Source organism: Klebsiella sp. C283, assembly GCF_048822555.1.
GTDB lineage: Bacteria > Pseudomonadota > Gammaproteobacteria > Enterobacterales > Enterobacteriaceae > Klebsiella > Klebsiella quasipneumoniae.
Genome location: NZ_JBMEZS010000002.1, coordinates 144970 through 166629, shown reverse-complemented (window position 1 = coordinate 166629; position 21660 = coordinate 144970). Strand labels below are relative to the sequence as shown.

General features: G+C 46.7%; 18 protein-coding genes. 6 read left to right on the top strand and 12 right to left on the bottom strand.

What is annotated here, in order from left to right; all coding sequences use genetic code 11:
- Positions 1 to 50: 50 nt before the first annotated feature.
- The 3 genes from ACOI7Z_RS03830 to ACOI7Z_RS03820 all read left to right on the top strand — a co-directional run bounded on the left by ACOI7Z_RS03830 (position 51) and on the right by ACOI7Z_RS03820 (position 3357).
- The gene (locus ACOI7Z_RS03830) at positions 51 to 1388 is read left to right on the top strand and encodes a PTS transporter subunit EIIC (RefSeq protein ID WP_065883975.1); all 1338 of its coding nucleotides are present in this window, start codon (positions 51 to 53) and stop codon (positions 1386 to 1388) included.
- A gap of 14 nt (positions 1389 to 1402) precedes the next feature.
- Positions 1403 to 2845, top strand: a complete 1443-nt coding sequence (locus tag ACOI7Z_RS03825) for a glycoside hydrolase family 1 protein (RefSeq protein WP_240513450.1) — start codon at positions 1403 to 1405, stop codon at positions 2843 to 2845.
- Between the two features lie 134 nt (positions 2846 to 2979).
- Positions 2980 to 3357, top strand: coding sequence for a glutamate racemase (locus tag ACOI7Z_RS03820; protein WP_137916253.1), 378 nt, complete (start codon positions 2980 to 2982; stop codon positions 3355 to 3357).
- A 116-nt stretch (positions 3358 to 3473) separates the two neighbouring features.
- Here the strand turns inward: ACOI7Z_RS03820 and ACOI7Z_RS03815 are convergent, their stop codons facing one another.
- The 3 genes from ACOI7Z_RS03815 to ACOI7Z_RS03805 all read right to left on the bottom strand — a co-directional run bounded on the left by ACOI7Z_RS03815 (position 3474) and on the right by ACOI7Z_RS03805 (position 6815).
- Positions 3474 to 4874, bottom strand: a complete 1401-nt coding sequence (locus tag ACOI7Z_RS03815) for an ISNCY family transposase (RefSeq protein ID WP_087849380.1) — start codon at positions 4872 to 4874, stop codon at positions 3474 to 3476.
- Between the two features lie 391 nt (positions 4875 to 5265).
- Positions 5266 to 5637, bottom strand: coding sequence for a DUF2255 family protein (locus tag ACOI7Z_RS03810; RefSeq protein ID WP_025999258.1), 372 nt, complete (start codon positions 5635 to 5637; stop codon positions 5266 to 5268).
- 80 nt (positions 5638 to 5717) lie between these two features.
- Positions 5718 to 6815 carry an alpha/beta hydrolase gene (locus ACOI7Z_RS03805; RefSeq protein ID WP_048324209.1) on the bottom strand — a complete coding sequence of 366 codons (1098 nt, stop codon included), beginning with the start codon at positions 6813 to 6815 and terminating at the stop codon, positions 5718 to 5720.
- 374 nt (positions 6816 to 7189) lie between these two features.
- Between ACOI7Z_RS03805 and ACOI7Z_RS03800 the strand changes: the two genes are divergently transcribed.
- Positions 7190 to 8104, top strand: coding sequence for an AraC family transcriptional regulator (locus ACOI7Z_RS03800; protein WP_087849379.1), 915 nt, complete (start codon positions 7190 to 7192; stop codon positions 8102 to 8104).
- Positions 8105 to 8579: 475 nt separating this feature from the next.
- Here the strand turns inward: ACOI7Z_RS03800 and ACOI7Z_RS03795 are convergent, their stop codons facing one another.
- Positions 8580 to 9455, bottom strand: coding sequence for a LysR family transcriptional regulator (locus tag ACOI7Z_RS03795; protein WP_087849378.1), 876 nt, complete (start codon positions 9453 to 9455; stop codon positions 8580 to 8582).
- Positions 9456 to 9672: 217 nt separating this feature from the next.
- Here ACOI7Z_RS03795 and ACOI7Z_RS03790 point away from each other — a divergent pair, with 217 nt between their 5' ends.
- Positions 9673 to 10875: a M20 aminoacylase family protein gene (locus tag ACOI7Z_RS03790; RefSeq protein ID WP_087849377.1), complete on the top strand. Its 1203-nt coding sequence runs from the start codon at positions 9673 to 9675 to the stop codon at positions 10873 to 10875.
- Between the two features lie 101 nt (positions 10876 to 10976).
- Positions 10977 to 12284 (top strand): MFS transporter, encoded by a 1308-nt coding sequence (locus ACOI7Z_RS03785; protein ID WP_087849376.1) that lies wholly within the window; start codon positions 10977 to 10979, stop codon positions 12282 to 12284.
- Positions 12285 to 12686: 402 nt separating this feature from the next.
- On the opposite strand, the gene ACOI7Z_RS03780 is transcribed toward ACOI7Z_RS03785, so the two are convergent.
- From ACOI7Z_RS03780 to ACOI7Z_RS03745, 8 genes are all read right to left on the bottom strand, one after another.
- Positions 12687 to 13202 (bottom strand): methyltransferase family protein, encoded by a 516-nt coding sequence (locus tag ACOI7Z_RS03780; protein ID WP_240513449.1) that lies wholly within the window; start codon positions 13200 to 13202, stop codon positions 12687 to 12689.
- A 285-nt stretch (positions 13203 to 13487) separates the two neighbouring features.
- Positions 13488 to 13871 carry a RidA family protein gene (locus ACOI7Z_RS03775; RefSeq protein ID WP_087849374.1) on the bottom strand — a complete coding sequence of 128 codons (384 nt, stop codon included), beginning with the start codon at positions 13869 to 13871 and terminating at the stop codon, positions 13488 to 13490.
- 63 nt (positions 13872 to 13934) lie between these two features.
- On the bottom strand, positions 13935 to 14855 hold the full coding sequence (locus tag ACOI7Z_RS03770; RefSeq protein WP_049014112.1) for a LysR family transcriptional regulator: 921 nt from the start codon (positions 14853 to 14855) through the stop codon (positions 13935 to 13937).
- A 79-nt stretch (positions 14856 to 14934) separates the two neighbouring features.
- A complete protein-coding gene (metC, locus tag ACOI7Z_RS03765; RefSeq protein WP_075206815.1) occupies positions 14935 to 16140 on the bottom strand; it encodes a cystathionine beta-lyase in 1206 nt (401 codons plus the stop codon).
- 55 nt (positions 16141 to 16195) lie between these two features.
- Entirely contained in the window at positions 16196 to 17404 is a 1209-nt protein-coding gene (locus ACOI7Z_RS03760; RefSeq protein ID WP_087849373.1) for a PLP-dependent aminotransferase family protein, read from the bottom strand.
- Between the two features lie 189 nt (positions 17405 to 17593).
- Positions 17594 to 18874 carry an amino acid permease gene (locus ACOI7Z_RS03755; protein WP_032452847.1) on the bottom strand — a complete coding sequence of 427 codons (1281 nt, stop codon included), beginning with the start codon at positions 18872 to 18874 and terminating at the stop codon, positions 17594 to 17596.
- 364 nt (positions 18875 to 19238) lie between these two features.
- Positions 19239 to 20177 (bottom strand): LysR family transcriptional regulator, encoded by a 939-nt coding sequence (locus tag ACOI7Z_RS03750; protein ID WP_032452846.1) that lies wholly within the window; start codon positions 20175 to 20177, stop codon positions 19239 to 19241.
- Between the two features lie 455 nt (positions 20178 to 20632).
- On the bottom strand, positions 20633 to 21658 hold the full coding sequence (locus ACOI7Z_RS03745; RefSeq protein ID WP_044523066.1) for an alcohol dehydrogenase catalytic domain-containing protein: 1026 nt from the start codon (positions 21656 to 21658) through the stop codon (positions 20633 to 20635).
- Positions 21659 to 21660 lie beyond the last annotated feature (2 nt).

Sequence of the window (21660 nt, the reverse complement as noted above, 5' to 3'; positions counted from 1 at the left end):
CTGTTCACGGATATTTTCAGGTTATACCCTACATCAAGAGAGTCCCGCAAATGTCTGAACAACAGCAGATATTGTCTATCATTGACAATTTAGGTGGCCGTGAAAATATTAAGGATTATTACCACTGCGCTACGCGCTTACGTTTTAATCTCTTCGATTATGACAAGATTAACAAGGATGCCCTTAAAGCGAACCCGCTGGTCCTCTCAGTCGTGCAGGCCAGCGGACAGTGCCAGCTCATTATCGGCAACAAGGTAGGGGCAGTATACAGTGCCCTGCATGGCGTGCTTGAAACCGGTGGTCAGAACAGCGCGCTGTCCTCTTCCGGGACGGCAGCAAACCGGGAATCTTTCATCAGCCGTATCTTCGCATTCATTTCAGGCAGCTTCCTGCCTTTGATCGGTATTCTCGCCGCCGCAGGTCTGCTACGTGCTTTCACCACATTGTTGCTGAGCCTGCCTTCTCTGACGGGAAACAGTACGCTAACCCTGCTGTCATTTATCGCTAATGTGCCGTTTTATTTCATGCCAGTGCTACTTGGTTTTACCATCGCCAGGAAGCTTAAATCCAGTGAGCTAACAGGCGCGATCATCGGCGCGTCATTACTGTATCCCGAATTTACCAGTCTGGCAGGGCAGACGCTGAATATCATCGGCCTGCCGCTTGTGGTTATGGAATACGGCTACAGCATCTTTCCGGTATTCTTTGCCGTACCGGTTGCTGCCGCGCTGGAGCGCTTCCTGAAGGCCAGGTTGTGGGATTCAGTACAGCTGTTTATGGTGCCGTTGTTATGCGTCGTGATTGTGGTTCCGCTCACCATGTTTTTACTTGGCCCCTTCGGCAAGTACCTCGGTGATTATCTGGCATCAGCCATCGTTTACATCATTGGCGTGAACAGTCTTGTGGCCGGGATGATCATCGGGGCAGCCTATTCCTTTATCGTCCTGTTTGGGCTGCACTGGGCCATTATTCCGGTAGTCTTTTCAAACATTGCCCATGGCGGTGACCCTATCTATGCCATTGGCGGTATGTCAGCCATCGCTCAGATGGGCGTGGCACTCGGGATCCTTATCAGAACGCGTGATGCAGGTACGCGTCAGCTTGCCAGCAGTGCCTTCTTCCCTTCATTAATCAGCGGTGTGACTGAGCCTATCTTATACGGCCTCATCATCCCTAACCGCCGCACGATTTATTACATCATTATTGCCGGTGCGGTAGGCGGAGGAATTGTGGGTGGCTATAACATCACGATTAATAACCTTGTTTTTGCGAGTCTGCTTTCCATCCCGACCGCAAGTAACATGCTGATTTACAGCGTGGGTCTATTCGCCACTTTAATTACTGGCGCAGTTTTACCGGTTATTTTTGGTTACAAGAGCCGGTCTTAAAAATGGGAGAGAACATGAGTAACGAAACACTGAATTTTCCTGAGAACTTCCTCTGGGGCGGCGCTATCGCGGCCAACCAGGCTGAGGGGGCCTGGAATCTTGATGGTAAAGGTATCAGCGTTGCCGATATCAATGAATATGTTTTCAATGAAGACATGCGCAAGATGTATAATATCGAGCTCACCCGGGACTATGCTGTTCAGGCACAGGATGATAAAGACGGCGTGTTTCCTAAAAGAACGGGTATCGATTTTTACCACACCTTCCGTGAAGATCTGGCGCTGCTCAAGGCCGCCGGTCTGAAGACCTTCCGTACCTCAATCAGCTGGGCGCGTATTTTTCCTGACGGGGATAACACGGCACCTAACGAAGCGGGCCTGAAATTTTACGATGAGCTGATAGACGAAATCATCAAAAATGGCATGGAGCCGATGATTACGCTCGCCCATTATGAGATGCCCCTGAACCTCGCGCTGAATTATAATGGCTGGAAGAACCGTCAGTTAATCGATTTTTATTTTAACTTTGCCCGCACTTGCCTCGATCGCTATCACGATCGCGTTAAGTACTGGATCCCTTTTAACCAGATTAACCTCATTCGCTACGAGTCCTTCAATCATCTGGGCATTTTTGAGGACGAAGGCACCTATCTGGAACAGGATAAATATCAGGGCGTTCACCACGAACTGTTGGCTTCGGCCATGGTAAAAAAATATGCTGCCTCCCTGGGCGGAGATATTAAGATCGGCATGATGCTGTATACCGATTTTGCCTACCCTGAAACGACAAGTCCGGAAGACAACTTTGCCACATGGCAGAAAAACCAGTATGAAATCTACTTCGCGGATGTGCTTCTGCGTGGTGAATATCCCGGCTATATCAAACGGTTCTTCAAAGAGAAAAACATCGTTCTCAGCATCACGGATGAGGATAAAGCTCTCCTGAAGAATACGGCAGATTTCATGACGTTTTCTTATTACACCACCTATGTAAGCAATGCTGAGATTGCGCACCAGTTCAGGGGGAATAACAAGCGTAACCCGCTTTTATCGCAGACCCCCTGGGGCTGGGCAATTGACCCGGTAGGGCTTCGCTATGTGCTGAATTTCTTCTGGGATCGCTGGCAAAAGCCTATCATGATCACCGAGAACGGTATTGGCTGCTTTGACGAGCTGGTTAACGAAACCGTAGAGGATGATTACCGTATCGCCTTCTTCAGGGATCATATCCGCTCTGTCGGTGAAGCCATTGCCGATGGCGTGGAAGTGCTGGGCTACTATATGTGGTCTCCGATCGACATCATCAGCTGCTCGTCAAACCAGATGTCAAAACGTTATGGCCTGGTTTACGTCAATCTTGACGATCTGGGGCGTGGTGACGGCAGGCGTTTCTGCAAGAAAAGCTACTACTGGTATCAGAAACTCATTGCGACCAACGGTAAATCAGTCGAGGAATAATGTACCAGGGCTGCACTGAGGACTTCACATTCTCTGACGCAGCCCTTCATTTATAACGATTATCAGGGCATGCAGATGCATAGACGCTGATGTTATCTTCAGCATTTTAAAGGAGTATAATTATCCGGGTTGACGTGTACGCTGTAACACCTGAAGGCTGGGTTGATGCTGTAGAGGGGCATCCTCATGCCCTATTTGAAGTGCGTAAAATGGTTAACCGCGTTGTTCAGCCTCTGATTGATGCCGGAGTGGACCAAATCGTTCTCGGATGTACACATTATCCCTTCCTCCGCTATCTCATTGAACAGATTGTTCCAGCAGAAGTGACAATACATGATCCTGCCCCTGCGGTTATCAGCCATGCGGCCTCAATGTTGAATAGCTGCAACTGGCCTGAAGAGCGCGGCAAGGAGAAATACCGCTTTTACACCACTGGTAATACAATCCGGATGAAGGAGTCACTTTACAGGCTGCTTGGAATCCATGCAGAAGTAAGTAGTCTTTCTACTTAATTATGTGATTATTTCTTCCAACAACTATTACGGAATAAGTATTCATATGGCGTTTGATTCTGAAGGCATTGGAAAGTTCTATAAGGGGCGGGCTTATGTCTGCCATCAGATCCATGTCATTTCCTTGTACCGAAAATTTCCTCAGAACGGGACTGTAATGTCTTCAATGCTTCCAGCATATCGTCACCATTCAGGGAACGCTGGGATTTCTTCTCTGTCGGTTTTCTGCGCCGCCGGGAAGGGCCATCTCCGGCAGGGAGAGCTTGCGAACGGTTATCGTCGCGTTTGCCCTGAACCAGCTTAATAAACTCAAGTGTCCGCCCGAGGCGCTTGTTGTCCACGATAGCGCCCTGGTCTATTTCCTGAAGGCGATCATAGGTGGAGTAGGGAAGAACAGCGCCATTAAGGCGGAGCTCTTTACGACCATCCGGGTAATGCCAGACCTCAATATATTTTCCGATAGCCCTGCGGCTTAACTCATTATCTTCAATCAGATAGAGCACTTTGTCATATTGCACTGTCAGGGATTTTGACACACGGCGCGGCTCCCTCCATGTGAAAAATGCTGCCAGGTCATCGTCAGTTTCAAGTGGTCGATGCACATCAAAGTCATGCCGGGGCGCTTTAGCAAAACGTCGGTTGTAATCGGCCATAAATTCATCGGCATAATCATTAGCTGAATCCATTGAAGAGATGCCCCTGAGCCTGAGCTCCTTTACGAGGCGATCCTGAAGCGTCAGATGGGCACGTTCCACACGGCCTTTGGCGGAGCTGGTATTGGCGCAGATAGTCTGGATGCTCAGTTCGTGCATCGCACGGCCAAACTGGGTGTAACCATCGCCGCCGGTGGCATTTTTATTGTTGATTCTGAAGACGCTGGCTTTGTCACTGTACAATGCCAGTGGTTTACCATGCTTTTCCAGATAGCCCCGGGTGGCCTCAAAATACGTGAAGGTCGATTCCGATTTCACGAAACGAAGCTGCATCAGGCGACTCGTCGCATCGTCGACGTAGACCAGTGCGGTACAGGCGGGCGCACGGTTCTCGAACCAGTGATGGTCGCAGCCATCAATCTGGATCAGTTCGCCGCAGCAGGCCCGGCGATAGCGTGGTTGCTGAATTTTCGGCGCACGTTGTTTGCGTGGGATCCAGAGACCGGCTTTGACCATGAGTGAACGGACGGTCTCTTTGGACAGGTGAACATCGTGCAGCTCTGCGAGTTTCTCGCACGCCAGCGTCGGCCCGAAGTCGGTATAGCGCTCGCGGATAATACTGAGTACGTACCGGGCAAGACCATCAGGCAACTGGTTATTGCTGGGTTTTCCGCGACGGCGGTTAGCCATACCAAGCGGGCCTGATTCACGGTAACGCGACAGAAGGCGTCGGCACTGGCGATCGGAAATTCCCAGGCGCTGCGCGGCCATCTGCGTGGTCAGTCGCCGGTCGACAACGTCCTGAATGATTTTGAGTCGGTTAACTTCATCCAAAGTGAAAACGTCCGCTGCATGAGACGTTATCAGAATCCCTCCATGGTGAATCCACGTGTCACTTATCCAGGAGCAGACCTTACAACTCAGCCACTATAATCAAAGTGCGCATAATGTATATTATGTTAAATTGCATGTGCTACCCAATAACTTCATATTTGACAGCGGCCTCTTAACAAATCAACACGGTACTTATTTATGACTGACATCCCTTTTCTTGCGTTATGTTTATAGTACATGCGCCCTGTCATCTGATATTCAAACTCCTCCCTTAATGGACAATGCTTCCTGAAGATGAACTTTCACCAGACCAGAAACTGGCGGTTATGTATGTTTTATACTTGCCTCCAGTTTCAGGGAAATTAAAGTTAAACAGGCAGATTTTGTCTCACAGAACACCCAGTATCACTTTGACAGGAAATCACGAAGGTAAAATCTCAATCGTGGCCGCTCTGGCGCGTGTCCCTGTCATTGCTGAAACATAGCTGCTGCTGGAGTACTTTTTCTGATAAGCCTGATCAATTTTACTTTCAAGCTCAGGGTCTGATGGTTTTGCGAACAGGACGTCGAACTCCTGTCCAATAGCCAGTATCTTACCCGCCTGCTGGGACAATGCAGCCTGATACCATTTTGAACGGGTACCACTATAGGCTCGGACGAAAAGTCTGTTCTCCACCTTCACTTCCCAAATCCACGTCGGCGTACCGGTCGTATTCATATCGGGATGATACGGAGCGATTTTCAGGTCGTCGGCCGCATCTATTCTTGTTAATAATTCAGGGTTCCAGAACATAAACTTCTCCTCTTTCAAGAGCAGTGTCTGTCGTTTGTCGCACAGACACTGCATCTGAAAGCACCGGACGGTGCTATGGCTTACTTATTAAGATTTTTGTTAAAAAATGCAGTGATGTTATCGAACGGGATCTTATCCATACGATCATATAAATCGACATGTGTGGCATCTTTAACAATCAGAAGCTCTTTTGGTTGATTTGCCGCTTCATAAGCCGTTTTGGAGAAGTAAAGCGAATGCGCTTTTTCGCCATGGATGAACAGGATCGGACGCGGAGAAATTTCCTTGATATAGGTCATGAGCGGGAAATTCATGAAGGCCATCGGCGTTGTCACCGACCATGAATTGCCAGAGTTGACGGCTCGTGGATGATAACCGCGTTTGGTCATGTAGTAATCCGCATAGTCCACGAGGAACTGTGCTTCCCCGCCCTTCAGTTTATTATAGGCTGGCTGGTATGCAGGTTTGCCGTTTGCCGCATCTTCCCAGCGCTGAAGACTCATCTTCTCCAGCGCCTGCTCGCGTTGCTCCGGCGTTACGCTGTCATTGTAGCCTTTCGACATCACGCGGCTCATATCATACATGGTGCTGGCAACGACCGCTTTTACGCGTTTATCCACGGCAACAGCGTTCAGGGCAATCCCTCCCATGCCGCAGATACCAATGACACCGATACGTTCACGATCCACATAAGGTTGCAGTCCAATGAAATCGACTGCGGCCATAAAGTCTTCGGTATTGATATCAGGGGAAGCAATATTGCGGGGTTCACCACTGCTTTCACCGGTATAAGACGGATCAAATGCCAGCGTCACGAATCCGCGCTCTGCCAGGGTCTGAGCATAAAGACCTGAAGCCTGCTCTTTTACCGCGCCAAATGGCCCGGAAATCACAAGCGCAGCAAGCTTCTTGTTCCCGCGATCTTTAGGAAGATACACATCTGCGGCCAGCGTAATACCGTAACGATTTTTAAAAGTAACTTTTTGATGATCCACTTTTTCGCTCCTTGGGAAAGTTTTATCCCACGTCTGAACCAGATGGACTGAAGAATCTGCTGTGCCTGGTGCCGGCTGGGCGACCGCAGCTTCTGTTGAAATCAGAGCCATCGCTCCGGCGATGAGTGCGCGATTAAAAAAGCGCGTTGAAGATTTTAGCGTCATGATATTAAAACCTTTCATTGGATGTTGAGGGATAGTTTCAGACAGCATGCATGAGTATTTCAGTTACAACTCTCTTTTCCGGAACCGAATTCGATTCGGGTTGGGTTGTAGAAAGTAAACTCTTTCACGTATGTCTCCTCTGGATAACCTGTCTGGCAGTTAAAAATGGCTTTAACCTGAACGGGTTAAATTGGCTCGCTGTGAAAGCTGACTGACAGGTCACAGCTTCATTTCAGTGTTGTTATTTTGAGTGCCTTACATGAAAGTTGTTATTAAAATACTCTGCATTATTTGCCTGATCCTCTGAAACTGAATTTAAAGCGTATATTTCAATTTTCATCGCTGCTAAGTTGTTAACGACAAAAGACGTAACAAATGTGAGGTATTACAGAATGATTTCTGACAAGACGGTTGAAAAACTACTCGGCGTGCTTTCCCGGGATATTGCTCAGCGCACTCCGGGCACCGGTGATTTCCCAACAGCGGTAGAAGGACTCCAACTGTTCCGCCGAAACGAACCCGCTCCTCCGGTGAGCTGCCTGGTCCCTCCCAGTATCGTTCTGGTGGCCGATGGCGCGAAGATCATGTGGGTTGGTGGTGAACCTTACGAATACAATGCGGAAAAATTCCTGATCACCTCCCTTGACCTGCCAGCCAGCTCGGAGGTTTTACAGGCTTCGACATCCCGGCCCTGCGTCGGCGTAGCCTATAAACTTGACCAGCGCGTGCTGATGGAATTAATTGCCCAGGGAAGCCTGCCGCCGGTCAAAAAACGAGACGCGGGAACGGGTGTCGGTATAGGAACGGTTACTGATGTTTTGCTGGAACCTTTCTGCCGTCTGCTTTCTTTGCTTAACGAGCCTGAAGCCATTCCTGTCCTCGGGCCGCTGATTCAAAGGGAGATACATTACCGACTTTTGATGAGCGATCAGTCCGATCATCTCAGACAGATTGCAGCAGTAGACGGCCATGGCTACCGTATCGGTAAAGCTATCGACTGGTTAAAAACCAATATTGCGTCACCCTTACGCGTAGAGGAACTGGCAAGTCGGGTGCAAATGAGCACCCCCTCTTTTCACCAACACTTCAGGCAGCTTGCGGGAATGAGCCCGCTCCGGTATCAGAAATGGCTGCGCCTCAATGAAGCCAGGCGACTGATGCTGAATGAACATTATGATGTCACCACAGCAGCCTATGCTGTCGGTTACGAAAGCTTATCCCATTTCAGCCGGGAATATACGCGGATGTTCGGGGAGTCACCCAAGAGGGATATTACTGTGCTGAGAAAGTCAGCTGGTAAGCTTTAGTATTATCGTTATGTATTTTATCTTATCTTGTTATTGTTCCGGTCGCGCAAAACTTGCAGGAAAGCCATAAAGGCGGGAGAATCCTGTCGGCGGTAAGGATAAAAGATGTGGTAGCCCTCAAACACAAGCCTTTTCATAATCCCTACTTCTCGCCTGTGAAATCAAAATGCTCGGGCATCACGGTTCTATTGGTGACGCTTTATTTTGCTCTTACTCTGTTGCGTCGATACTCGCTTATAGTGCTGACCTTCTGAAGGTCCCTATTGGCGATCGGATCAATGCAGGACAACTGCTGGCCACGCGTGTCATACCAGCACGATGGCGCACAGGCCGACGTTTCAGGAGACTAAGCGTCTGCATAGAGGTCTCCTCCCTTATCGTCAGTCGAAAGCATAATATCATGGCATTAGTCCCGTTTGATCGCATGCGCTCAAAAAGCAGCAGTCACGTACTCAACAGTTAGCGCGGTATATGCTCAAACCAGATTTATTAACCTTTTTAAAACTTCAGAGCATCTGTCTTTGCGCCATACTAACTCCCATTCCTGAACCAGGTTTAAATCTTCTAAAACCACAAACGACACGTTTGGCGGAGCAAGGTGTCTAATCCCTTCTGCAACGATGGTACATCCCATCCCGGCGCTAACTAACGTAAGCATGGAAACTGCATCCACCCCGTGCATAACGGAACGCGGCGTAAAACCCGCATCGTAAAAGGAATGAATAAGTCGATCATGCCACGCAGGTGCGGCGGTACGAGGAAGCCATATAAAGTCAAGATTTTGCAAATCTCTTAAGTAACGAGGTTCCTTATTATCAGGCCACTTCCATTCAGCCGGATAAGCTAATAACATTTTTTCTTTGAAAACGGGGATTCCTGCAAAAAGAGGATCATTAAGTGGTCTGAACAATAAAAAACCAGCATCAAGATCTCCCTCAGCGATCTTTGAAAGTTGCACTTCAGATATGAGGTGGTGAAGCGTAATGCCGACGAGCGGTGACGTTTTCTTGAATTTTTTTAATAATGCCGTGATCGGCGGCGCTGCATTTTGTATTACAGGAAGTGCTAGAGAGATATTACCACATTCTCCACGGGAGGCCCGAATAGCACGTTCCTTTATGACCGTAACATTGTCGATTAATATTTCTGCGTCAATGAGGAACTGACTTCCTGCATCAGTAAGTTGCACTCCTCGCCCCGTTCGTTTGAAGAGCATGACTTGAAGATCCTCTTCCAGTTTTTGGATCTGCCGAGTTAGAGCAGGTTGAGCAATATGGAGTTCTAAGGCTGCTTGACTAATGCTGCCTAGCTTCGCTACTGAGATGAAGTAGCGGCATTGACGCAATTCCATAGATATACCTCGATGGTATGAGTTAGATGTTGAAAAGGTATTTTACGACATAGCTAGCATTCTCTATCATCCATGTAGAAAGAATTCAAGCAAGTATTTTTCGGGCAGGAATTCACTAAGGTAGTTTGAGAAGATTGATTTTATGTGAATTAGATCAATAAAGATAAAATATTTGTTACCTTTTCGAGGGTTAACGCTAACTAAAAAGAGATTTCTCATGTCAGATAAGAATATAACAACTCTTAATGTGAAGAGGCTCACAGAATTTAGGCATGATTTACATATGCATCCAGAATTAAAATTTATGGAGCATCGGACATCCGATAAAATCGCAGATTTTCTTGCGGATCTGGATATCCCCTACACGCGAGGGCTAGCTTCTACGGGTATTGTTGGCAGTATATACGGTAAAAATCGTAGCGCTAATGATCCTGGACCAGCATTAGGTATAAGAGCAGATATTGATGCCCTGCCATTAGAAGAAGCGAATAAATTCATGCATGCTAGTAAGCGTAAAGGATGTATGCATGGATGCGGACATGACGGGCACACCGCTATGTTACTTGGCGCAGCCGAACTGCTTTCAGCTAATCGAGATTTTGATGGGACCATTCATCTGATTTTTCAGCCAGGGGAAGAAGGCGGCGCCGGGGCACGCGTTATGATGAACGAAGGGCTGTTTAAGCTCTTTCCTTGTCAGGCCGTATTTGCTTTGCATAACTGGCCTCACCTTCCGCAAGGACAGATGGGGACAAAAATTGGCCCAATAATGGCATCGGGAGTCACCTTTGAGATCACCGTTTTTGGAAAAGGTGGACACGCGGCTCTCCCCCAGTCAACTATTGATCCTGTGCCGATCGCCTGCTTTATTGTAACACATCTACAGACTTTAATATCACGTCGGATGAATCCTCTGGACGCCGCCGTGTTGACTATTGGAAAAATTGAGGCAGGCAGTTCTCCGAATATAATCCCTTCTGAAGCAAAAATTATGGGTACATGCCGTACCTTAACAAACGAAGCGCAATCATTAATTTTGGATAATATGCAGCACATTGCCATCAGCATAGCAGAAGCACATGGCGCACATGCTGAGGTAATTATAAAAGAAGGTGGTTATCCAAATACAAACAATCATCCCAAAGAAGCTCGATTTATGGCTAAAATGATGCGGGAAATTGTTGGTGAAAATAATGCGCATGATAATGTTCTTCCAGCGATGACCGCCGAAGATTTTGGTTTTATGCTCCAGGAAGTACCTGGCGCATATGGATGGATTGGGAATGGTAATGATGCACTTTCTCAAGGGGATCTTCATAGTACATCATATGACTTCAATGATAAAAACCTCGAATTAGGTGCTCTCTTTTGGGAAAAACTGGCACGTCAATGGTTTATTACAGAGGTTACACATAGTTAGCTGTCATTTCGCCCGTAAAGTCCTAACAGGTAAAATTTGCTCTCTCCAAATATCAGGAAAATAATAATTTATCGCCCTATAATAATCATAAGGATTAATAAATGAAAAATGATACTGATTTGCCCCAAAGTGTCACAATTTTAGAGCATGTACAAAAACCTACCCGACAGCGTTTTTTTGTGTTAGGGATTTTATTCATTAGCTTATCGATTATATATCTTGACCGTGTCAATATTTCTATTATTGCAGCGAATACACATTTTTTAAACGAAATGCATCTTAATGACAAACCAATATTAGTTGGCTTGTTGATGTCTTTATTCTTAGCGAGTTACGGGATTGCTAATGTTTTTTTAAGCCCTATAGGAGATTATATTGGCCCTCGAAGAGCCATGCTTATCGCTTATGTGGTGATAAGCCTGTCACTTTTGGTTGGGGGGATGTCAAGTTTCTTTGCTATATTATTAGGAACCAGAATTTTGCTAGGTATTGGTGAAGGTCTTTACTACCCGATGCAAAATACAATCATAAAAAATTGGTTCCCTGCTGGAGAACGAGGTCGAGCAAATACGGCATGGATCTTAGGGCAGTCCCTCGCTCCTGCACTAGCCATGCCTCTTTATACCTGGATCATAGCTGAGCACTCCTGGCGTCATACTTTTTATTTTTCATTTTCGTTAACCTTGTTACCCCTTGTTCTAATCTATTTTTTTACATCAAACTTCCCACAGGAGAATAAATATGTAAACGATCTTGAACTCAAAACAATCAATAAAAGCACCACGGAGGAAGTTTTACATAAAAATAGCAGTGAAAAAATTTCAGTTATTGAACGTGCCAAAGTATATCTGTGCAATTTTAACTTTTGGATTTTATTGGCTGTTTTTTCCTCTAACTCCATGCTGTCATGGGGTGTCGTAACTTGGCTTCCAACATATTTAAATACCGAGCGCGGTTTTTCATGGGCAAATGTCGGTTGGATGTCAGCGCTTCCTTTTATATTTGGACTTTTGTTCAAAGTGCTCGCTGGGTTCATTGTCGACAAAACTGACAGGAAAGGCATGGTAATGTTTGCCTCCGCCATGTTGTGTGCTGCAAGCATCCTGATTGGAGTGAATATAACTAATAATGTTTTCGCTGCCATCGTGATCTCTTTCGGTATCGGTGCCTCCTCAATGCAGCTGCCCTGTGTGTTTACCCTTTTGCAATCAATGGTTCCTGCAGAAGCGATGTCTGCAGCTGCGGGGGCTTTAAATGGCATGGCCGTTGGTTTTGGTGCATTATCACCTGTATTAATTGGTTTTATTCTGAGTGTTACTCATAACTTTTACGTTGTTATGTATCTCCTGGTTGGGATAGTGATACTTGGCGGTTTGTTTTCATTATTATTTAGCCGTCGCAGAAATTAATTTTTAAAGTAAGCGCTATTCATTGTTTTGATATTAACAATGGCGACACTCACGTGTCGCCATTGTTCTACGAGAAAGCATAGTAATATAACGCGAGATTAAATATAGCCATATCTGGTTTTAGATTTACGCGCCATAACATTTTCTGTCATAAATTTAATGTGTGCATATAGCTCGTCTTTCATCTTTAAACTTATTCAGAGATAAAATCACCGGGTGCCAGGTCATGATAGAAGACTGTCTCCCTTCGTTGGACTGATATAGTTGCAATCTCAGGCCACGGGAACGATACCCCATATCGCGATTGACTGGCAAACATTATGTAATGAATGGATTATACGTGATATGTGTGAAATGAAGACCATTCACAAATTACAGAATGATGAATAAAACGGTTTGCGATCACTTGGCGCGCCCCCTAATAACTGCATATAATGCTGCCAGAGAGAACCAGCGAGGGGTATTATTACAATATTCTTCCCATTGTCGGCCAAACAGTTCTTGCATGCCAGCCTCTTCAACCTGTATATGCAAGTTGCTCAGAAGTAAAATGAGAAGCGGGGTAATCATTAAACCAGCTACACTACTTAACAATAGGGCAAAAGCGATATGTATCCCTATAAATCCAAGGTACACGGGGTTACGGGAAAAACGAAAACATCCACTGGTCACCAGCGTACTGGTTCGTTCCGGATGTAATGCATTGAGGGTTGTGTGATTGCTCATCAACGTTACCAGTCCCGTCAGAGACAGGCCAAGACTAATGCCTCCAGTGACCAGGGCGGTGCATACTCTCCATGATACGGTGAATATCTCATCAATATGCATAAGTACAGGCCAACGCGCCCACATATTGACCAGTAAACATAGTAGTAAAAGCACCGGCGGTGCCAGCCCCTTTCTTGCAATATCTTTCATTCTAAACATGTTATCCCTGCTGCTGTAGATTCAGGAGCGAGTCAAAATTAACACTGATTTTCTCACTCATTGACGCGTGCCCGCCCCTGGTCCTTGCCTACGCAGTTATGCCCTCATCATTCAACTTCTTCAGTTAACAGGATTAAAACAAATATTATTTCTGTCTTCTTATTTTACATGTAGTAAATAAATTCAATATCGTCAATCCAGGAAAGAAACACGGAGGCCAAAGCAAAAATAGTGCACCTGTGTTTACAGCGTCTATCCACTTTGCCTCCTGTTGTATTACCTAATATACACGATAGCTTCGATTTCAACTAAGGCTTCTTTTGGTAATTTGCCGGCCTGAATGCATGAACGTGCTGGCGCTCCTGAGTCGCCAAAAAATTCGGTGTATACTTCATTAAATACTGCAAAATCCTCCATCTTTGCGAGAAAACAAGTGGTTTTAAGCACAGTATCCAGCGAGGCGCCTGATTGCTCCAAAACGGCTTTTACATTCAATAATGATTGACGAGTCTGTTCCCTTACTCCTCCTTCGGGAAATTTCATTGTTGATGGATCCAGAGGTAGCTGGCCTGAAGTCATCACCAAATTACCAAATGACACCCCTTGAGAATAAGGTCCAATGGCTGCTGGAGCTGCTTTGGTATTAATAATTTTTTTCATCTTTATCTCCTGAAAATAAAAAATGCCGTCTTCTCGCGCAAAAAAATCTGATTTACATCATTATTACGTTGTTTGGATTTCAGTTAACAAGCGTAAGCAGTGCTGTCGGGTAAAGTTAATAAAGTCAGTGATATAGTCCTTATTGATGTTTTCTGTAAGTGTAGCAAGCCAAATTTCTGAAATTAGTTTATTTTCTGTAATTGACTTTGCTGTGACGTATTTTTTATCAAGATATTCTGATACTGCCCAGATAGGCAATGCGGCAATACCCCGCTGGCAGGCAACCTGTTGAATGATAGCCATGGTGAGCTCTGTTGTTTTCCTCCTTATTGGAATGCCGGCAGGTTTAAGGACTTTTCGACAAAGATCGATACGTTCATCCGGTACTGCGTAGGTGATGAGCGATTCACCACGGAAGTCCTCCGCTTCAAGCCAGGGCTTTCGCGTTAAAGGATGTTCATTTGCCAAAATAGCAACCATTTCATATTTAAATAAGGAGCTATAACTCACCAGGTCTGTCTGCTCGGTTTCATCCACGATGGCAACATCAGCTCTGTTTTGCAACAGAAGACCCACTGGATCTGGTTGAAAACCAGGCAAAATATCAATTTCAACCTCAGACCATTTCTTACGAAACTCATCCATCACCGGTAGTAACCAGCCATAACAGGTGTGACACTCAAGGGTTATCCGGAGCGCGCCCTGTTTTCCGAGCGCTAACTTATAAAGATCCCTGTTGGCTTCCTCCATTGCATTAAGCACGGTTTCAGCAAGCTGTAACAGACGCTCACCCGCCAGGGTAAACTTTACGGGCGATGTTTTTCGCATAAACAGAGAAACGTTATAGTGCTCTTCGAGCTGTTTGATCTGGTGCGATAATGCCGATTGAGTCAGTTGCATAGCTGCTGCCGCGCGCGTCAGGCTTCCTGTTTTACGCAATGCTAAAAGAGTTTGTAAGTGCTTAAGGTCTATCGGAATATCCATTACTGCTTCCGTTAATCACAACGTTTTGTCATAGCGCTAGTATAACAAGCGCCAGCCTGACTGGCGCTTTTCCTGGTTCTTACGCCTTTAGATGACGTAGCGCCCGATCCAGGTCTTTTACTAAATCTACGGGATCTTCTAAGCCGATCTGTAAACGGAAGGAGTGCCCTTCGTACGGCCAGTGATATTCCGGACGATCTTTACGCGGGTTAAACGGAATAGCCAGGCTTTCAAAACCGCCCCACGAAAAACCGATGCCGAAATACTCCAGGCTATCAATAAACTTCTCCACGGACTCTTTTGAATAGTGAGGTTTAAGCACCACGCTAAACAAACCGCTGGAACCGGTGAAGTCACGTTTCCAAATTTCGTGACCCGGACAGGAAGGTAATGCCGGATGTAGCACCTGCTCCACTTCTTCACGTTCCTCAAACCATTTAGCAATTTTAAGCGCTGAATCCTGATGGCGTCCGAGACGCAAAGACATAGTACGCAATCCGCGCTGTGCGAGATAAACATCATCCGGCGCAGCATGCAGACCAAAGAGATAGATAAAGCGACGAATGGCAAGCCAGGTTTCTTTATTTGTGGTGATCAACCCCATCTGCGCGTCAGAATGTCCAACGATATATTTAGTGGCAGCATGCACGGAGACATCCACACCGTGCTCAAATGGCTTGAAAAACAGCGGTGTCGCCCAGGTATTATCAATAATAACTTTAGCGTTGTGGGCATGCGCCACGCGAGTTATTGCCGGAATATCCTGGATATCGAAAGTTTGGGAGCCAGGAGATTCTGTAAACACTACGGTCGTGTTTTCCTGGAACAGTTCAGCAATGCGATCGCCAATAGTCGGATCGAAAAAGGTTGCCGAAACGCCCATTTTGGCCAGCACATTATTGACGAATCCACGCGTCGGGCCGTAAACGCTACTACTGACCAGGATATGATCGCCATTTTTAACCAGAGCCAGTAACGCACTTGTGCAGGCTGCAAGTCCAGTAGGCACCAGTAAAGATCGGTACCCCCCCTCCAGTTCGGCCAGGGCTTTCTGCACGGCGAAGGTGATAGGCGTTCCAAATCGACCATAATACATCACTTCATCTTCCGCATCTTCAAACAGCGCCTGGTGGCGCTCATTGAGCTCTTTGCAGTTTTTGAAGATGACCGTTGAGGCGTGATATACAGGCGGGTTAACCACGCCACCAAATACTTCGGGATCGAACGGACCATGACATAGATACGTTTCTGGTGATATCTGGTTATCAAAACTATGATTAGACATTATTACTATTCCTCTGATTACAACTCTTACTGTCTTATTTATGGCCTTTGACCTCTCACGGGATAACTGGAGAGGACAACTCATTAAGCGCGGTTTTTAGGCGTTTTACCGCTTCTTTAAGGCTCTCTTCTGTCGCGCTGACATACGACATTCGTAGGGTGGAATGATCCGGTTCTTCGCAGTAGAAAAATTCACCAGGCACGTACACCACGCCGTTGCGCAATGTTTTCTGAAGCCACTGCGTGGTATCCATCTCATATTTAAACTTTGCCCATAAAAACATGCCGCCCATCGGCTGGTGGAACGTGATGTGGTCACCTAGTTCGTTCAACAAATGGTGGCTTAGAACTCGACATTTGCGCTCATAAGCCTTTCGGATGAGTGTGATCTGTCCCGGCAAGCGGCCACTGCTTAAATAGTGGTAGGTAAGCGACTGCGAGAGAGAACTTGTATGTAAATCTGTGGTTTGCTTGATGTTGACAACCCCTCTTTTGAGCCAATCCGGTAGCACCAGCCACCCTACCCGAGCGCCTGGCGCGAGGATCTTCGAAAAGGTTGATGTGTAAACAACGTTATCACTGTTACCCCTTTCCGCAGACCATGCTCTGAGCGGAATGAATGACGTATCCGTAAAATTGATTTCGCCGTAAGGGTCGTCTTCGATGATGATAAAATCGTAGCGTAGCGAGAGTTCCACCAGCTGTTTACGCCGTTGCTCCGCGAGGGTAACGCCGCTGGGATTACCAAACGTGGGTACGATATACACTGCTTTTATCCGGGTCGTTAGAAGCAGCGTTTCCAGCTCATCGACAATCATACCCTGAGCATCAGTTCCTACCGACATCAGGTTCGCTTCAGCAAGCTGAAATACCTGCTGTGCCGCCAGGTAAGTAGGCCGTTCTAACACCACTACATCGCCAGGATTAATCAGTGCCCGAGCAAGAATATCCAGAGATTGCTGCGAGCCAGAGGTCACAACGACATCCTCTATGCTGCAGTGAATTCCCCGGTCACGCATGATCTGGCAGATGGCTGCCCGCAGTTCAGAATGACCCTCACTCAATCCATACTGAAACGCGTCTTTCCAACCATGGGTCAGGATATTATCCATAGCAATCTGTAAGCCTTCCCGATCAAACAAGTTTGGATCTGGTATTCCGCCGCCCAGGGAAATAACACCGTCCATTTTGCTGTGTTTCAGTAGTTCTCTAATTGCAGATGATTGAAGGTTTTGTAACTTTTTTGCGATCTTATTGCGCGACATCTCCGCTCCCCACCTTTTTTATATAACGCTTTTAATATCACAGGTACGCAGCGATGATAATAATTTTTTCGCTGGCACTTTTATTTGTGGGTCAACATGAATTGAATTAATGATGACCCACAACAGGACTAATGATTACGCAATGCAAATATCAAGGTTGCAGTAAGGTGCAAGTTGTATAGGTAATACTTATTGTGAAAATAACATGACAAAAGGACCAATGCACATGAGCATGCCGATTAAAATCACATAGTAAACCGAGACGCCACGCAGGTCAGAAAACTTGTCATTTTTAAGAATAATAAAACCGGGAATGATGCAGCTTATAAGACCGTAAGTCACGCCACCAAACACGAACACCTTCAGAATGGGAAAGTTCGTTAGCACGATCAACCACAGCACCAGTACAACCATGACAAAAGCGGCAACTGAAATCGCCTTGCTGTTGTTTGCCTGAGGCTTAACCATTTTTTCAACAGTGACTTTGATCAGACCTACGAAAGATTCATGTACGGCCAGATAGAGCGCCAGGAACGCCGTCACGATGGAAAACACATTGAGAACAACGCTCATATACTTGACCGCGGCACCAGGAATGACCTTAGCGGCCAGAGCCAGGGCCGAGATATTGTCCTGATAGGCTCGTAGCGCATCGGCTTCACTGATAGAGAGTACGATGGACATGACAAACAACAGCACGGTAGCGACCAGAACTAAATAAGCCACTTTATGTACGCGTAAAATTTTATACTTTGCCACGTCCTTATCTTCTTCACGTTTTTTGTAGGCGATGTTCATCGGATTTAGTATCCCAACAAACATAATGGAGAAGATAGCGAACGGAAGCGTCGGGAACGTACCTACGACAAGGTGGCTAACGGTTGGGAATGCACCAATATTGCTCAGATCCCAGAAGGGGATCACCACGAAACCAATCGCTACGATGATCACCAGCTTTACGGCGATCATGCTGCCTGAGACTTTGAAGAGCAGCTTTTCTCCTTTCGACGCGACCAGCGAGAGCCCGGCGATTAACAGCAGAGACCACCACCAGTGTTCGGACAGCGTCTGGTTAGTAAGCCCAAAGGTTTTCAGATACGAGGCGCTGTCGTTGGTAATGGCAAGAGCATACTCCACCATCGATTTCAGCATGGTGAAGGAGTAAAGCGCGCCAAGCAGCACGCCCCAGCGACTGCCAACGTAGCTGGTGATGATACTCAGATAGGAATCTTGCTCATCGCTGCGCGCCATCGTTTCGATGAATAGCTTCTGCATGTAATAAACTGCCGGATAGCCCAGGATAACGGCCAGGGCAAAGACCCACACCCCTTTCAATCCAACCTGTAACGGGAAAAAGACGATTCCGGAACCAATGGCAGCTCCGATGCAAAGCACCACCCACCCTAAATCATACATGGTAAAGGGAATATTCTTATTATTAATTGCTTCAGTATTAATTCCTACGGTCATAGGAGTCCCCAATAGACTTAACAAAAACACAAAGTTATGCATGTTTTAATTACATACTGGAATGACTTGTCTACATTTAATCCAGCAACCTACAAGTCCCTGACGATATTTCAATCAAATACCCGATAGATATCTTTGATTGAATGCATGAAGCTTTACACAGCATACAAAGGGAGGCTAATGAATATTAGAGAAAACAGTTTATACTTTTATTCACATCAAATTTATTTCAGCACAATATGACACGCACCACAAAATATAGTTCCTTTTATCTTAAAGTGTGATCGATGCAATAGCTTTTTCTTATACTTATAATTTCGCCACGGCTAATTATTGTGATCTGACGCACGTTGATTTTTACCTATTAGAGCAAATTATCTATCGCTTTTTCCCAGTGATTCCATGGCTGGTTTTCTTCCACCAAAAAATCAATAAAGGATCTTACTTTTGGATTACGAAACTTGCTGGGGAAATAGAGTGCATAGAGGCTATGCGTCGGGTAAGCGTATTTACCATCAAGCTTTAAAGGAACAAGTTCCCCTGCATCGATGTGCTGGCTGATGAGATAAGAGGGAAGCCAGGCAATACCCTGCCCTGAAAGAGCCGCCTTCAAGAGCAACAGGCTGCTGTTGGCTTGAACCGGCGTTCGGGGTTTTATCGCGCACTGCGGATGCGGGGATACGATATCGTTATAGCGCAAGGGCGGCGTTAACCCTGGATAGATCAGGCACTCATGGCTTGCAAGCTCGGCGCGTTTAGTCGGCGAGCCCATCCGTGCAAGATAATCAGGGGAAGCGCAGTATAGCCAGCTGATTTTTGAAAGTTTTCTGGCGGCATAGTTCTGCGGGGGCGTGGCGGTAACCCTCAATGCGATATCAACATTGTTTTCGTTCAGGTTCGTCAGGTGATCGTCAAGTTCCAGTATAAGTTCGACATTATGATTTTTCTTACGATATTCTTCGAAAATATCAATCAAATGTGCGTAGCCAAACGCCACAGAACTGGTGACCTTCAAGGCCCCGTGCGGATGGTTGAAATAGCCACAGGTCGTGTTAATGATATCGTCGAACTCTTTGAGCAATTCCGAAGCTCTGGAAACGAAGTACTCCCCGGCTTCAGTCAACTGAAATGAACGGGTTGTTCTTTGGATCAGCGGAACGCCCAGGTTTTCTTCCATTACCGCCAGCCCCTTACTCACGGCGGAGGGCGATAAATTAAGCAAGCGCGCCGCTTCTGACAGCCCCTTCCCTTCACTTATTTTTACCAGCATTTCAATTTGTTTGATCGTCAATGGAATGGTCATCGTTCTTTTCAACCGTCATGCCTGTGGCGTTTGATAATCTCACTATGAAGCAGTATGAAATGGAAACCGAGGTCATACCAAGCAGATAAACTTCCTGGCTAATATAGTTTTTCTTTTAACAAAGCCATCCAGGCAGCAGGCCCGGATAGCATTCGTACGGTTATGCTTTCAGACCCGCTGCAGATCTCAAGGCCCGGGAAGACGTCACAGCGCCAGTAGGTGTAGGGATAATCACCAGGATACCGGCCAGCATAAACGACGGTCCCGATAGATAGTGGACAGAGAGAGGATGGTGACGCTAGATATCCAGCGCCACCAGAAAACGCGAAACCACCTTGTAAGCAGCCACGGTCTCAACTGTTTTGGCTTCACCGAAGAGACTTTTCAGTGACGCAATGACTGCGGCGTCGACATTAACGTTTATGGAGGATAGATCGGTCAACACAGGTAGGTATTCAACGATGTCCCATGGTGAGAACCATGCGAAAAGACGCCTTTCCGCTACGCATTTTTTCATACGCCTCTTGTGCTTGTGCCAGAGAACGCGTTTCAATCTGCGCGCGCACAGCTGCCAGCAGGCTGAAATGAAGCGTTTTTTCTAATTCAATTGCCGTCCCGGTCATGGCGCCGTTTATCTGTAACTCCCGCCCGACCATGAGACCCGGGGCAAAGCTCAGTGGCGCTTTACCCACACCAACGACCATCAGCCTTCCCTGGGGAAGCAGCGCGGGTAGCAGAGTGGAAACGGCGTGGCTGTCAGTGATGGTCGACAAAATAATTTTGGCGCCGCCCAACGCCTTAATGGCTTCAACAGCCTCTTCGATGTTGGTATCGACGTAGTGATGGGCTCCGAGCGCAATGACTTCTCGTGCAATATCATCGCCCCTGCCAACGGCGATAACGCGAAAACCCATTTTGCGTGCATATTGCAAAGCTAAATGTCCTAACCCCCCGATCCCCTGAACAACAACCGTATCGCCAGCCTGCGCTTGAGATTTTTTTAAGGCATTAAAGGTCGCTACTCCCGCACAAAGTAATGGTGCGGCGTCGACGGAGGACAAGTCATCCGGTATAGCGACCAGTCCCGTCTCACGCGCCAGCATGTATTCTGCATACCCCCCGTCTCTTGTGCTGCCAGTAACCGGTTGATTTTGACAGAGATTAAAGTGACCAAGACGGCATTGCTCGCAAGCGTTGCAATGACCACCTAGTCGCCCAACGCCGACACGTTGACCAGGTTTGAGCCAGGCAGGGAGCGGCCCCGATGTTTTGCAGATCGTACCGACCACTTCATGACCCGGTACGCGAGGATACTCAACACGCTTTTCCAGACCTTCAACGACGCCAGAATCCGCTCCGCAAATTCCACAGGCTTCCACTTTTATCAGCACTTCGCCTGGGCCGGGATCCGGGAGTTCTTTTTCCACGTATTCCAGTTGACCAGGACGAGAAACCTGCATTGCTTTATAAGTTTGCTTCATCT